Source organism: Enterococcus xiangfangensis (assembly GCF_005405365.1).
Taxonomy (GTDB): domain Bacteria; phylum Bacillota; class Bacilli; order Lactobacillales; family Enterococcaceae; genus Enterococcus_A; species Enterococcus_A xiangfangensis.
The window spans coordinates 1-14751 of record NZ_BJDX01000004.1 but is presented as its reverse complement, the minus strand read 5'-3'; the positions used below and the strand labels follow the sequence as shown (position 1 = coordinate 14751).

General features: G+C 39.6%; 12 protein-coding genes. 5 read left to right on the top strand and 7 right to left on the bottom strand.

What is annotated here, in order from left to right; genetic code table 11:
- Window positions 1–75 precede the first annotated feature (75 nt).
- A complete protein-coding gene (gene pcrA / locus FFM68_RS05885) occupies window positions 76–2313 on the bottom strand; it encodes a DNA helicase PcrA (RefSeq protein WP_137618502.1) in 2238 nt (745 codons plus the stop codon).
- A gap of 153 nt (window positions 2314–2466) precedes the next feature.
- Here pcrA and FFM68_RS05880 point away from each other — a divergent pair, with 153 nt between their 5' ends.
- On the top strand, window positions 2467–4041 hold the full coding sequence (locus FFM68_RS05880) for a ClC family H(+)/Cl(-) exchange transporter (RefSeq protein ID WP_137618501.1): 1575 nt from the start codon (window positions 2467–2469) through the stop codon (window positions 4039–4041).
- A gap of 7 nt (window positions 4042–4048) precedes the next feature.
- Here FFM68_RS05880 and FFM68_RS05875 read toward each other — a convergent pair whose 3' ends face one another.
- Window positions 4049–5509 (bottom strand): alpha-amylase, encoded by a 1461-nt coding sequence (locus tag FFM68_RS05875; RefSeq protein WP_137618500.1) that lies wholly within the window; start codon window positions 5507–5509, stop codon window positions 4049–4051.
- Between the two features lie 156 nt (window positions 5510–5665).
- Between FFM68_RS05875 and FFM68_RS05870 the strand changes: the two genes are divergently transcribed.
- From FFM68_RS05870 to FFM68_RS05860, 3 genes are read left to right on the top strand one after another with little or no spacing between them, the layout of a single operon-like run.
- Window positions 5666–6418, top strand: a complete 753-nt coding sequence (locus FFM68_RS05870) for a DeoR/GlpR family DNA-binding transcription regulator (RefSeq protein ID WP_137618499.1) — start codon at window positions 5666–5668, stop codon at window positions 6416–6418.
- On the top strand, window positions 6415–7335 hold the full coding sequence (pfkB, locus tag FFM68_RS05865; RefSeq protein ID WP_137618498.1) for a 1-phosphofructokinase: 921 nt from the start codon (window positions 6415–6417) through the stop codon (window positions 7333–7335). Before FFM68_RS05870 ends, pfkB begins: the two co-directional genes overlap by 4 nt.
- 51 nt (window positions 7336–7386) lie before the next feature.
- Complete coding sequence (locus FFM68_RS05860; protein ID WP_137618497.1) at window positions 7387–9300, top strand: PTS fructose transporter subunit IIABC; 1914 nt, start codon at window positions 7387–7389, stop codon at window positions 9298–9300.
- 55 nt (window positions 9301–9355) lie between these two features.
- Here the strand turns inward: FFM68_RS05860 and FFM68_RS05855 are convergent, their stop codons facing one another.
- The gene (locus FFM68_RS05855; RefSeq protein ID WP_137618496.1) at window positions 9356–9541 is read right to left on the bottom strand and encodes a hypothetical protein; all 186 of its coding nucleotides are present in this window, start codon (window positions 9539–9541) and stop codon (window positions 9356–9358) included.
- A 15-nt stretch (window positions 9542–9556) separates the two neighbouring features.
- Complete coding sequence (locus FFM68_RS05850) at window positions 9557–10882, bottom strand: hypothetical protein (protein ID WP_137618495.1); 1326 nt, start codon at window positions 10880–10882, stop codon at window positions 9557–9559.
- Window positions 10883–11017: 135 nt separating this feature from the next.
- Here FFM68_RS05850 and FFM68_RS13110 point away from each other — a divergent pair, with 135 nt between their 5' ends.
- Entirely contained in the window at window positions 11018–11170 is a 153-nt protein-coding gene (locus FFM68_RS13110; protein WP_167483465.1) for an SPJ_0845 family protein, read from the top strand.
- Here the strand turns inward: FFM68_RS13110 and yihA are convergent.
- The 3 genes from yihA to FFM68_RS05835 all read right to left on the bottom strand — a co-directional run bounded on the left by yihA (window position 11167) and on the right by FFM68_RS05835 (window position 14607).
- Complete coding sequence (gene yihA / locus FFM68_RS05845) at window positions 11167–11763, bottom strand: ribosome biogenesis GTP-binding protein YihA/YsxC (RefSeq protein ID WP_137618494.1); 597 nt, start codon at window positions 11761–11763, stop codon at window positions 11167–11169. The two genes, FFM68_RS13110 and yihA, sit on opposite strands and share 4 nt — an antisense overlap.
- 54 nt (window positions 11764–11817) lie before the next feature.
- The gene (clpX, locus tag FFM68_RS05840) at window positions 11818–13065 is read right to left on the bottom strand and encodes an ATP-dependent Clp protease ATP-binding subunit ClpX (protein ID WP_137618493.1); all 1248 of its coding nucleotides are present in this window, start codon (window positions 13063–13065) and stop codon (window positions 11818–11820) included.
- A 153-nt stretch (window positions 13066–13218) separates the two neighbouring features.
- A complete protein-coding gene (locus FFM68_RS05835; RefSeq protein ID WP_137618492.1) occupies window positions 13219–14607 on the bottom strand; it encodes a GH25 family lysozyme in 1389 nt (462 codons plus the stop codon).
- Between the last annotated feature and the right edge of the window lie 144 nt (window positions 14608–14751).

The following is a 14751-nucleotide window of genomic DNA, read 5'->3' as shown; positions in this document are numbered from 1 at the left end:
AGAAAATCCCTCCTAATTTATATTAAAGGACACATACAACTTATTTTTGATTATTACCTTTACAAAAAAAGAAAGTTACATCTTTTCAATCGGTGCAAAAGCCGCTAATAATCGTTTGATCCCTTGTTGCGGAAATGCGATGTCTAATTCGATATCTTGGGCTTTGCCGCTGACTTTTACTACCGTACCGACGCCCCATTTTCGATGTTGGACCTTGTCGCCAGGATTCCAATTTTCTTTATCCCCGCCGGAAGCCGTCTTATCCATCATCGGTTCACGAGTCGCGTGTTGATATTTAGGTTTCAGCGGATTATTTTTAAATGGACTATTGAAACTAGCTTTTGGCTGCGGCTGCATCCCTACAGCATTCAGCAAATTGTCATCGATCTCTGCAACAAAACGAGAAGGCTGATTGTATTGCGTTTTCCCATAAAGGGTCCGTGAAAAGGCGTTTGTCAAATAGAGTTGTTCTTCTGCTCGCGTAATGCCTACATAGGCTAAGCGTCGTTCTTCTTCTAACTCCGCTTCTTCCATCAATGACCGCGACAATGGGAAGATTTTTTCTTCCATCCCAATCAAAAAGACGATCGGAAACTCAAGCCCTTTGGCTGCGTGTAACGTCATCAAAGTAACTTGTGCGCTGTCTTCTTGATAATCATCAAGATCAGACACTAATGCCAAGTCATTCAAGAAGACGGCCAGTTTTTCTGCTGCGTCAGTTTCTTCGTCTTGCACCGTATTGCGTTTATCAAATTCTTGTGTAACAGAACGGAATTCTTCTAAGTTTTCCAACCGTGATTCAGCTTCTAAAGTCCGCTGATTTTTTAACTCTGCTAAGTAACCTGTTCGTTCCAATATTTGATCGACTAAGTCCGTTACAGGAAGATAAGCGACCATTTCTTGGAACTGTGTGATCATCGTACCGAATTCCCCAATCATCCGACCAGCTTTACCAGAAATATTGGCTAAATCTACATTTTGAGCCGCTTCGACCAAAGACCAATCATGCATCGCCGCAAAATTTCTTAATTTTTCAACTGATGCGGCACCGATCCCACGTTTTGGCGTATTGACCACTCGTTCAAAGCTGACGCCATCTCGCGGATTATTGATAATATTCAAATAAGCGATAATGTCTTTGATCTCTTTTCGATCATAGAATTTGTGTCCGCCGACCATCGTATAGGGAACATTTGATTTCACTAATGTGTCTTCGATCACCCGTGATTGTGCGTTCGTTCGATACAAAACCGCAAAGTCATTATAGCTGCGATTTTGGCTTTGGATTTCTTCCTTTATCTTGCTGACGATGAATTGTGCTTCGTCTCTTTCGCTATCTGCACGATAATACGTGATTTGTTCGCCGGCTTGATTATCCGTCCAAAGATTTTTATCTCGGCGATTGCTGTTATTTTTTATGACTTGATTTGCCGCGTCTAAAATACTTTTAGTTGAACGATAGTTTTGTTCTAATAAAATAACTGACGCATCATGATAATCTTTCTCAAAATCTAAAATATTTTGCATATCCGCACCGCGCCAGCCGTAAATACTCTGATCCGCATCGCCTACTACACACAAATTGCGGAATCGAGCGGCCAACATATTCACCAATGTGTACTGCGCATGATTGGTATCTTGGTATTCATCGACATGTAAGTAATGGAATTTATGTTGGTAATAGGTCAAGACCTCTTCGTTTTCTTCGAATAGTCGAATCGTATTCATGATCAAGTCATCGAAGTCCATACTTTGATTGTTTCGCAGCGCTTTTTGATACGCTTCATAACAACGAGCTACAATTTCTTCAAAGAAGGATCCTTGTCGCTCAGCATAAGTTTCTGGGGTCAACAGTTCATTTTTAGCATTGCTGATCGCACCTAGAATAGAACGAGGATCGTATTTTTTAGGATCGATATTCAAGTCCTTTAAGATTCGTTTCATCAAGGTCAACTGATCCGATCCATCCAAAATGGTAAAATTCCGATCATAACCAATCGCATCGACATCTCGTCGTAAAATACGGACACACATCGAGTGGAAGGTCGAGACCCAAACATCCTGACCGCCTTGACCTAAAATGCTATTAACTCGTTCTTTCATTTCGCGTGCAGCTTTATTCGTAAATGTAATCGCTAAGATATTCCAGGGATTCACATTTTTTTCTTCTATTAAATAAGCGATCCGATGGGTCAAGACCCGTGTCTTCCCACTTCCTGCTCCTGCCATAATCAATAGCGGTCCTTCGGTATGAAGTACCGCTTCTTTTTGTTTAGGGTTAAGTCCTGCTAACAACTCCTGTTTGTTTGGCATGCAAAACGTCCTTTCTCTATTCAATCTTTTTTATTATAGCATCTCAGAAAGTTTCGCGACACTAGCAACAATTTAAAAAAGCGGATTCATTGATTCAGTCTTGTTTTTATTAGAGATTCGCGCTAAATTGGATAGTAGTTATGGAGGAAAGATATGAAAAACGAGCATGAAATCAAACGTTTAGATGGTACAAAAGTCATTTTTATTTTAAAAGGTGTTTTGATCGGCGCTTTGGCCGGTGTAGTTGTTAGTTTGTTTCGTCTGCTGATTGAAAAAATGATGGAACAGATTGTGACCCTTTATCTCTGGTTTCGAATACACCCATTGGGACTGATTCCGTGGAGTTTGGTTATGCTGGGTATCGCATTAATCGTCGGGCGCTTGATAAAATCAGAACCGAATATCAAAGGTAGCGGCATTCCTCAAGTGGAAGGAACGTTGCAAGGAGATATTAAGTTGAATTGGTTTTCCGTTCTTTGGAAAAAATTTGTCGGCGGCGTTTTGTCTGTCGGTTCCGGTTTATTTCTTGGCCGTGAAGGTCCATCGATCCAATTGGGTGCAATGGTCGGTCAAGGATTCAGCGAATACACACATGCTTCAACATCAGAGAAAAAAATCTTTATTTCTAGTGGTGCAGCTGCTGGACTAGGTGCTGCCTTCAATGCACCGATTGCTGGATTATTATTTGTAATAGAAGAAGTCCATCACCATTTTTCACCTTTGATTTGGTTAACTTCGCTAACAGCAGCATTAACAGCAAACTTAGTTTCACTCAATTTTTTTGGTTTAAAACCCGTTTTGTTTATTGCTAACGTTCCATCTTTACCCCTTAAATATTATGGATTATTGATTCTACTAGGAATCATCCTAGGTATTCTTGGCTACTTCTATCAGGTTGTTCTTTTATCATTGCCGCAATTGTATAAACGATCGCACTTGCCAGAATATCTTTATGGAATCATTCCCTTTTTATTACTCATTCCAGTCGCTTTCTGGTTTCCACATTATTTAGGTGGCGGAAATCAAATCGTTTTAGCAATCGGTGCAAAGAATTTTTCATTAAGTTTATTGATTCTTTTGTTTTTGCTCCGCTTTATTTTTTCGATGATTTCATACGGCGCAAATCTTCCCGGCGGTATTTTCTTGCCAATCCTAACTTTAGGTGCGCTGATTGGTGGTATTTATGGGACTGTTTTACATCAATGGTTTGGAGTAGATTCTGTTTTGATCAGTGATTTTGCTATTTTTGCTATGGCTGGTTATTTCACCGCGATTGGTAAAGCGCCTTTGACTGCTATTATTTTAGTCACCGAGATGGTCGGTAATATCACTCATCTAATGCCGTTAGCCGTTTGTTCATTGACCGCATATGTCATCAATGATCTATTAGGAGGAAATCCTATCTATGAATCATTGCTTGAACGTTTGTTGTCTGGTCATCTTCCTAGTATTACAGGAAATAAGACCGTGATCGAAATTCCTGTTACTGCTGAAAGTACATTAGATGGAACGATGGTCCGCGATTTCAATTGGCCTGAAGAAATGTTATTGATCTCAATTCGCCGCGGCTCAGCGGAGATACTTACCCACGGCGATACGGTTATGAAAATCGGTGACTTGCTGATGATTTTAACGGATGAAGGTCATACTCAAATAATCAAAAAACAAATTCGCAACCGCTCTAATGCCGCGATTGCGAAAAAACAAGACAAAGCAATCCGAGACTGAGTTCGACTCACCCTCGGATTTTTTTTGCTAACTTTTCATTTACATAGACTGATACTTGGCCGTCATTTACAGGAAATACGCCTTGACCATTTTCATCTAAGATAACTTTTGCTTCGTTGTTTCCTAATAAATCGACAAAAGTCGCACCTTCATGAATAGCGCTGACAGTCATCGTTTTTTCTCCGCCTTGGGCATTGGTCATCATAATTGCCGCTCCTGAATCCGCTTGATCAAATTCTCCCGTTAAGGTCCAACCAATCACGCTTGGATCATCAAGATAATCCGTTTGATTTCCAAACTCTAATTCTTCCCGTAATTTAATCAAGGCATCCAAACCGTCCCCAACAGCCTCAACGTTTTTAGTACCATAAAGATCGCCCCAAAAAATTACAGGTATTCCCTCGTTTCTTAATAGAATCAGGCTGTACGCATGCAGTTTGAACCAACCTTCTATCCAAGACTCCAAACTTTGCCCCTGTTGAGTATCATGATTATCAACAAACGTTACTGCCCAGTCTGGCCGCGTCTCAATCAACGTACCGGTAAAAATTTGCCGCATATCGAATTTCCCTAGCGATGAAGATGCTTGAAGGAAATTGAAGTGCAACGGCACATCAAAAAGCGCAATTAGATTTCCTGACGATTCTAAATATCTCTGCAATTTCTCCAACTCATCGGACCAATACTCCCCAACGACGAACAACTCTCCTCCCTTTTCTTTCCGACGATTTAACAGCCAATCGACAAATAAATCAAATCGAATATGTTTCACTGCGTCCAATCGATACCCATCTACATCCGTCAGTTCTTGATACCACTTCCCCCACTTGTCTAGCTGTTCTATCGTCACTGGATTTTCCATATCCAAATTACAACCCATTAAATAATCAAAGTTGCCTTTTTCATCATCAACCTTTGGTTCCCAGCCTTTATCAGTAAAATTAAAAATTGCATGATCTTTTTCACGAGCATCGTAATCGACCCCAGAAAAATTTTTCCAATTCCATTGATACGAATTGTATTTTCCTTGACGACCAGGAAATGTAAATTTTGTCCATGCTTCTATCTCTTCTTCGCCAGAACTCGGTTTGGTCCGATCGTCAAACTGATAAGCAACTGCTGAAACCTTTTCTGTTTCGTCCGCACCCATGAAGTGATCAAAGACAATATCCGCATAAATTTTTAATCCAGCTTTTTTTAACGCAACGATGCTATTTAAATAGTCTTCTTTTGTTCCATACTTAGTCCCAATGCTACCTTTTTGATCAAACTCGCCAAGATCATAAAGATCATACGTCCCGTAACCCACATCTTCTGCTCCTGCCGCGCCTTTGCATGCTGGTGGTAGCCAGATTGCACCGATTCCTAAATCACGTAGCTCCTCTGCTTTTTCTGCTAAGGTATTCCAATGAGTGCCGTCCGCAGGAAGATACCATTCAAATCCCTGTAAGATTGTTTGTTTTTCCATCGCTTTCACCTCTATTTCTATCATACAGAAAATAAACATCTCTTCAAACTAAGACGAGCTGAAATCCTATTTTAACGTTAGTGAACGTTTTTGGCTGTTTTCGGTTGTATTGTAAAAAAATTTATGCTACTATTTCAATTGAAGGAGGGTTTGAAAATGCTTACAGAAGAGCGACACAGAAAAATCATTGAATGGTTGGAACGCGACGGCTTAGTAAAATCACAAAATTTAATTCATTGGTTAGACTCCTCTGAATCAACAATTCGACGAGATTTGCACGAATTAGAAGAGTTGGGATTATTAGAACGCATCCACGGTGGTGCCAAACGGCCGCAACATTTAGAACAAGAACTCGGCATGATCGAAAAATCAGCCAAAAACGTTCAACAAAAGAAAATGATCGCTGAATACGCAGCTGATTTCATCGCTGATGGCGACGTGATCTATTTGGATGCCGGTTCAACGACTGCTGAAATGATTCCTTTTATGAAAAAACGAACAGTTACTGTTGTGACAAATTCAGTTGGTCTGGCTGCTCGTTTAGTTGAAGCCCAAATCACTGTGATTGTCCTTGGCGGACGAATAAAACTGACGACTGATGCAGTTGTTGGCTCTCAAGCGCTTGAACAGTTAAAACAATATCGATTCAATAAAGCGTTTATGGGAATGAACGGTATTCAGACAGACAGCGGCTACTCTACTCCCGATCCAGAAGAAGCCATTTTGAAAAGAGCGGCGATCCAACAGGCTGAAGAAGCTTTTGTATTAGTTGATCACAGTAAATTTAATCAAACTAGCTTTGTCAGTGTCGCACCTTTATCCGCAGCTTCAATCCTCACCGATACCTGTCCTTTGATTATCCGTGATCAAATCACAGAGCAAACTACCTTGAAGGAGGTTTCTGTATGATTTATACAGTAACATTAAACCCATCGATCGATTATATCGTGCATGTCGATCAGTTAACGATTGGCGCAGTCAACCGAATGAAGAACGATTTAAAATTGCCCGGCGGTAAAGGTATCAATGTTTCCCGCATTTTAAGACGAATCGATCATAACTCGACCGCATTAGGATTTATTGGCGGTTTCACCGGAGACTTTATCAACGAATGGATGGAACGTGAGACGATCAAAACAAACTTTACGACAGTTGCTGATGACACACGAATCAATATCAAATTGAAAGCTCACGAAGAAACTGAAATCAACGGCCAAGGACCGCGTGTCTCTGCCGATGAAATGGCGGAACTAAAAAAAGTTTTAGCAAACCTGACTTCAGCTGACATCGTCGTTTTGTCTGGTAGCAAACCCGCCAGTGTCCCAACTGGTTTTTATCAAGAATTGATCGAAATTATCAAAGCACAAAATGCGGCTTTTGTCATTGACACTACAGGTGCAGATTTGATGGATGCTTTAGAAAAAAATCCCCTGCTAGTCAAACCAAATAATCATGAATTAGCCGAGTTGTATCAGACAACTTTCAATTCTGTTGAAGATATTTATCCCTTTGGTCAACGTTTGTTGGATGAAGGTGCACAGCATGCACTAGTTTCTATGGCAGGTGATGGCGCGTTGCTGTTTACTAAAGATGGAATCTATCGTTCGAACGTTTTAAAACGACCAGTTAAAAATTCAGTCGGCGCCGGTGATTCAATGATCGCAGGCTTTGTCGGCAATTTTACTAAGACACAAGATCCTGTTGAAGCATTTAAATGGGGTGTTGCATGCGGCAGCGCTACAACTTTTTCAGATGATTTAGCAACAGCCGAATTTATCCAAGAATTATTACCAGAAGTACAGATCACACAAGTCAAATCGTTCTAGCCTTGCCTTCTGTTAAAAATATGTAGCAATTTAGAAATCGGAGGAATTATGATGGATATTAAAGAGTTATTGATCAAAGATGCCATGATTATGGATTTGCAGGCTGTGACTAAAGAAGCTGCGATCGATGAAATGGTTCAAAAAATGTATGACGCCGGACGAATCTCAGATATCGATGTGTATAAAGAGGGGATTTTAAAACGTGAAGCTCAAACTTCAACCGGACTAGGCGATGGTATTGCGATGCCTCATGCAAAAAATAGTTCAGTAAAAGAAGCTACCGTTTTATTCGCAAAAAGTCAAAAAGGAGTAGATTATGAAGCATTAGATGGGCAGCCTACTTATCTATTCTTTATGATCGCGGCTCCAGAAGGGGCAAATGACACTCACCTTCAAGCCTTAGCCGCTTTATCAAGACTATTGATTGATCCTGATTTTGTCACAAAGTTAAAAGCTGCTGAAACACCGGACCAAGTACAAGCAACTTTCGAAGCTGCTGAAAAAGCGAAAGCAGAGGAAGAAAAAGCCGAAGCTGAAAAAAGTCAAGAAAATGATACGAACCGCCGCTACATCGTCGCAGTAACGGCCTGTCCGACTGGTATCGCCCATACTTATATGGCAGAAGACGCTTTGAAGAAAAAAGCCAAAGAAATGGGTATTGATATCAAAGTCGAAACAAATGGTTCTGAAGGCATCAAACATCGCTTGACTGAAGAAGATATCGCTCGTGCAGAAGGCGTCATCGTTGCTGCTGATAAAAAGGTTGAAATGAATCGATTCAATGGTAAAGAATTAGTTAACCGTCCAGTCAGCGACGGCATTCGCAAACCAGAAGAATTGATCAATTTAGCGCTAAGTGGAAAAGCCCCTATTTATCACGGAAATAGCGAAGATGTTGCCGCTGAAGATGAAAGTGATAATGGAACACTCGGTCAACGAATCTACAAAGATCTGATGAACGGTGTTTCCCACATGTTGCCATTTGTTATCGGCGGCGGAATCATGATTGCTTTATCATTCATGATCGACCAATTCATGGGTGTTCCTCAATCTGAATTAGCAAATCTTGGTAATTATAATCAAGCTGCTAGCTGGTTCAATCAAATCGGCGGTGCAGCATTTAGCTTCATGCTCCCTGTCCTTGCTGGTTTCATCGCTTCTAGTATCGCTGATCGCCCAGGTTTAATCGTTGGTTTTTCTGCCGGTGCTTTAGCAAATGCTGGCGGCGCTGGTTTCTTAGGTGCTTTGATCGGCGGTTTCTTAGCTGGTTATGTTATTATTTTCTTGAAAAAAATCTTTAAAAATCTACCAAAATCACTCGAAGGGATCAAAGCGATTCTCTTCTATCCTTTCTTTGGCTTATTGATTACCGGTTTCTTGATGCTTTTAGTCAATGTTCCGATGAAAGCAATCAACGATGGCCTAAACGGTTTCTTGACTGGTCTTAGTGGATCTAACGCTATTTTACTTGGTGCCTTGCTCGGTGGAATGATGGCAGTCGACTTAGGCGGCCCAATCAACAAAGCGGCTTATGTCTTTGGTACGGCTACCTTAGCTTCAAGTGTCGCACAAGGTGGCTCAATCGTGATGGCTGCAGTGATGGCCGGCGGGATGGTTCCACCATTAGCAATTTTTGTTGCCACACGTTTATTCAAAAACAAATTCGAAAAAAGCCAAGTGGATGCTGGTTTGACAAATATCGTTATGGGGTTATCTTTTGTAACAGAAGGTGCGATTCCATTTGCGGCGGCTGACCCAATTCGTGTCATTCCAAGTTTTGTAGTCGGCTCTGCTCTTGCTGGCGGTTTAGTTGGTGCGGTTGGTATCAAATTGCTTGCACCTCATGGCGGAATCTTCGTAGTCTTTTTATTAAGCCACCCTTTGCTTTATCTTTTATTCATTGCAATTGGTGCGATCGTTTCAGGAATTATCTATGGTTTAGTTAAAAAACCAGTAGCTAAATAACTCTAAAAGATCCGTTCTCAAATTGAGAACGGATCTTTTAGTCTAGTAAAAGGGATTACATCCAACGATCTTTTCTACGAACACGGACTGGTTGAGGTTTTGGTTTGATTGCAAACAAGACGATACCGATAAAAAATACTGTAATTGATAACGGAATTGCTAGTGATGCAATCGGCAACATAAATATTAGCCCAACAATCAATAAACAACTACCCATAATCTTGATGTATCTTTGATCCATAATAAACCTCTCCTCTCAAATCTCAAGTATATCTAATTGATTTTTTAACGCGACTTTCTTTTGATCGATAAAAGAAACAATCAAGTGCTTCTTTTCTTTTTCTAATGAAAAAGTAAGTGAATCGTTTTTACGACTGATTTGGTGGATTGTGATATCATTTAATGCTCGCCTCAATTCTTCCAGAGGAAAATCTAAGAATGCTTTTTTAGGAATGAACAGTTGCAAAATGGCGGTATAATCTTTGTACCGCTTATCACGGATCTCAAATTCCATTGAATCCCGAATATAATATTCAAAAGCCGCTAAGCCTTGATCCAAAGTTAATTCTGGATACAAAATATGATAATTCATCATCCGTTCACTTTTATCATCAATCCACGGAAAATAGGCCAGCGCATTTAACCCACCCTTCATTCGGTTGACTCGGTACTGATCGGTTAAAAAATTATACGTACGCGTCACAAAATACGAAGCATTTCGTTTTTCGGTTGGCTGAAATCGTTCGTTTTGATATTGGACTGTTTGGATCACAGTATCTTCAAAAGCAAATTCGATATAGGGCTGTTTCAATAATCCAACCCCATTAGTATAAGATAGTTGCGGGATGCCTAATTGATCACGAAACAACTGTTGAAATTTTAAATTTGCTGCTTCTTCCCACTGAAACGGATCTTTATATAATTCAAAGACGACACCCTCGCCAAGTTCTGCCACTTGTTCAACTTGTTGGATCTCCAATAACAGCTGCTTAGCAAATAATTTTTTGTAAGGCGCTCCCAAAAATAACCGCCAACAGGCTGTCAAACAAACACCTTTATAAAAAACATCGTATCCTGGAAAAGCATTACAATCAACGACGACATCCCAGTTAAGCCCTTTCATTTTTGGCAATACTCTAGTTTCTTCCGCCGGTTCAAATGAACGACGCTTAACTAATTCACTCGTATTGTGATACAAATATTCCGAATACGAACGCATATAGGCAAACGAGCCATGTTCAATCAAACGTGTTTTTAAGTAATCTAGATAGACCTTTTCCCAATAATAAAAAGTTTTTTCATTCAGAATGCTTTTTTCAAATAATCGATCTCCCATTAGATGGATGGTCATTTCTTCTTCGTCATTTTGCAGCTGCAGCCAATAATCTTCATTCAAGCCAAGTTTAACAATCAGTTGTTGCAAAATTCGTTGATCAAACACCTGAGTTTTTCCATTGATCGACATTTTAGCCGGTTCCAGCAATAGACGGCTCATTATTAGCCAGTCTTCCATTTTCAATCGGATATCTTCTTGCTTTAACTCATACAGCTGACTAACACAGTATAATTGATTTTTTCCCATTGCCTTCCCCTTTCCTATTTATCTATTATAATTATATCGTAAAGATTAAAAAATCCCTATAAAATTGATTACTATGTTTTAAAGAATTGTATACTATAATAAATTATGTTAAAACTAAAAAATGGAGGTGTTCAAATGGGACTAAAATTTGAAAAAACCGATGATTTGGATAAATTATTTGAATCGTTTGTAGTTGATCCAGATAAAAAAGTGCAGAAAGACGAAGATATTCAAAAGTTTTTAAAGCCAAAAGTAGAGCCAACAGATAAAAAAAAGGACCGAGCTTAAGCTCGGTCCTTTTCGATTGCGGCTTCAATTGCTTGCCAAGCCTCTTCTTTTCCTTTTTTTGTTTCAGAAGAAAATAAGATAAAGGTATCATTTGAATCAAAATCTAGTTTTTTCTTGATTGCACTTGTGTGTTTATTCCATTTCCCACGCGGGATCTTATCCGCCTTTGTTGCAACTATGATCACAGGAATATCATAATACTTCAAAAATTCATACATTTGGATATCTTCTTTACTAGGATCATGACGCAAATCAACTAATGAGACCACTGCCCGCAACTGTTCGCGAGTAGTAATGTACGTCTCGATCATTTCACCCCATTTTGCCCGCTCTGTCTTAGAGACCTTGGCATAGCCATAACCAGGCACGTCGACAAAATGTAAAGCATTCTCGATCAAATAAAAATTTAAAGTCTGAGTTTTCCCAGGTTTTCCCGAAGTCCGTGCCAGATTCTTGCGATCAATCAATGTGTTGATAAAAGAAGATTTACCAACATTGGAGCGACCCGCCAAGGCAATCTCAGGCAATTCAGTTTCAGGATATTGTTTAGGTGAGACCGCACTGATGACGATCTCTGCATTATGCACTTTCATTCTTCCACGCCTTTCAAAAAGGGTCCACAAATTACTTTGTGAACCCTCCATTCGCTAACCTGCTTTTTTTGTATCGTTATGATACTTAATAATTGGTTTACCTGATCCTTCAACAGAATCTTTTGTAACGATTACTTTTTCAATCGATTCATCTGAAGGAATGTCGAACATGACATCCATCATTACATCTTCAATGATCGAACGCAATCCACGCGCACCTGTATTACGAGCAATCGCTTTTTCAGCAATCGCGTTCAGTGCATCTGCATCAAAAGTTAATTCAGTCTCATCATAAGAAAGTAATTTTTGATATTGTTTAACCAACGCATTTTTTGGTTCTGTCAAAATACGAACCAAGTCTTCTGTCGTCAGTTTTTCTAATGCTGTCGTAACCGGTAAACGTCCAATAAATTCTGGGATCAACCCAAATTTCAATAAGTCTTCCGGAATGATTTGCTGCATAACACTTTCGGTTTCATCAAGTTTTTTATTGTTTTGACCAAAACCAATCGTTTTTTCACCTAGACGGTTCTTAACGATCGTTTCGATCCCGTCAAATGCGCCGCCTACGATAAATAAAATATTTGTTGTATCGATTTGGATGAATTCTTGATGCGGATGTTTGCGCCCTCCCTGCGGTGGAACACTAGCAACCGTGCCTTCAAGAATTTTAAGCAACGCTTGTTGAACCCCTTCGCCTGAAACATCACGTGTAATTGAGACATTTTCACTCTTACGGGTGATTTTATCGATTTCATCGATATAAATAATCCCTTTTTCAGCACGTTCAACATTGTAATCAGCAGATTGTAATAGTTTCAATAGAATATTTTCAACGTCTTCACCGACATAGCCGGCTTCAGTCAAACTAGTAGCATCTGCAATCGCAAATGGCACGTTCAACGTTCTTGCCAAAGTTTGTGCTAAAAATGTTTTCCCTGAACCAGTTGGTCCAATCAAACAAATATTGCTCTTTTGCAATTCAACTTCGTCAACTCCATCATTTTCAGCATTCACTCGTTTGTAATGATTGTACACAGCAACGGACAATGCTTTTTTCGCACGATCTTGGCCAATCACATATTGATTTAAAACATCTAATAATTCTTTAGGTTTTGGTACATCAATAAACTCACGAATAGCTTCTTCATGGAATTCTTCATCTATGATCTCTTTACAAAGGTCGATACATTCATTACAAATGTAAACGCCCGGACCTGCAACGACTTTTTTTACTTCTTCTTGGGTCTTTCCACAAAATGAACAGCGGACTGTTTCACCTGCGCCTGTGCTCTCATACATGGTTTTCACCTCTTGTTTCTTTCTCTACAAGTGTTTCCACGATTGCAGTCTTTATCTATAATAACATAAAGCCCTAAAAAGACAAAGAATCCAAGGAAATTTAGAAAGAATTTCTAAAGAAAAAAGTTCTCGAAAAATCGAGAACTTTTCTGATTATTTTGCGTACCAAGCTAAACCTTCATATCTCCAGCCATGCTTAACTAAATTATTTTTTTCATTCGTATTCAATGTGTAATGATGCGCTCCTGCTTTAGCATTCGGATTATATAAGCGATGCAATGCATTTGAGCCGCCCGAATACCAAGACACGCCTTCATAGCGCCAGCCTTTTTTGACTAAGTTGTCTTTCTCATGAGAATTCAGTGTGTAATGGTGATCCCCAGCATTCGGATTATACAGTCGATAAACTGGATTGCCTGATGTCGGACCATTCCAACCAATTCCCTCATATTTCCATCCTTTTGAGACTAGATTATTTTTTTCAGCGACGTTTTGTGTATAAAAATGTTCCCCGCTGTTTGGATTATATACTCGATGCATTTGGACCGTATTTGCCGGTGGTGTTGTCGTTGGGTTACTGAATATCCCTGTATAGTCGGCATTGATATCAAAGTTTCCACTAATCCCTGAAAATGATAGTTGAGATGACCACTGCCAAGCACCGTATTGTGTATAAAGGTTCGTCGTTGAAAGATTGTACGGATAAGCTGCTACCCAAATATTTTTATTTCCAATTGTTCCAGCATTGATATGGCCGGCAGTCAACCAGTGTAAACCAATATAATGGCGAACATTTCCATACCCTAGAGCTTTCAGCCGATTTTCAAAGGCTTTAGAATTATTAGTGTGATTGCCTTTACCTAAAATTTTTGGTTCCTCAATATCATTCACCATCACAGTACTGCCGCTTAGTCCGAATTTTTTGGCAGCTGCCGCAAAATAATTTGCTTCTGCAACTGCTAAGGCATCACTTGTAAACCAGCTGTAATGATAAGCAGAAACTTTCATTCCGGCAGCTTTTGCATTAGTGATCTGAGCTTGTGCATACGGATTGATGTAGGTTGTAGATTCCGTTAATTTAACAACGACACCTGTGATACCATAGCTTTTCATTTTTTGAAAATTTGCGACAGAGATATTTCCATTATGAGAAGAAATATCGATAAAACTCTTACGTGGCGTGTTAGTATTTGTCGCTGAAACAGCCGGCAGCGATGCAAATAATTGGATTGTCGGATAAAGATCCGAGCGTCCTCGCGGTAAAGACATCATCCCATCAACTGTAGCCATTTGTGTCTGCGGAGTCACTGTTTCTTCTGCTGCTTCAACACTTTCGCTTTCAGTTGTCTGCTCGATCTCAGTACTTTCAGATTGCTCAGTAGACGACACTGCCTCCTGTGAAGAACTATCAACTGTTGAATTGATAACTGCTGCAGTTTGTTGCTCACTGATCGGTACTTGATTTTCTTCAGCTAAAACCGCTGTAGAAACACTCAAGCACAAAACTGCTAAAAAGCTTAAGCCAAAAATTTTTTTCTTCATACTCTTCTCCTTAATATTCAAAAGTACTAATTAATTACAAAAAATGGCATTGATAAAAAACTAATTTGATAGCGTAAAATATCTTGTGTAAATAGATATTTAGGGTAGAAAAAAAGAAAGTCCATTCTGTAAAATTAAAGTTAC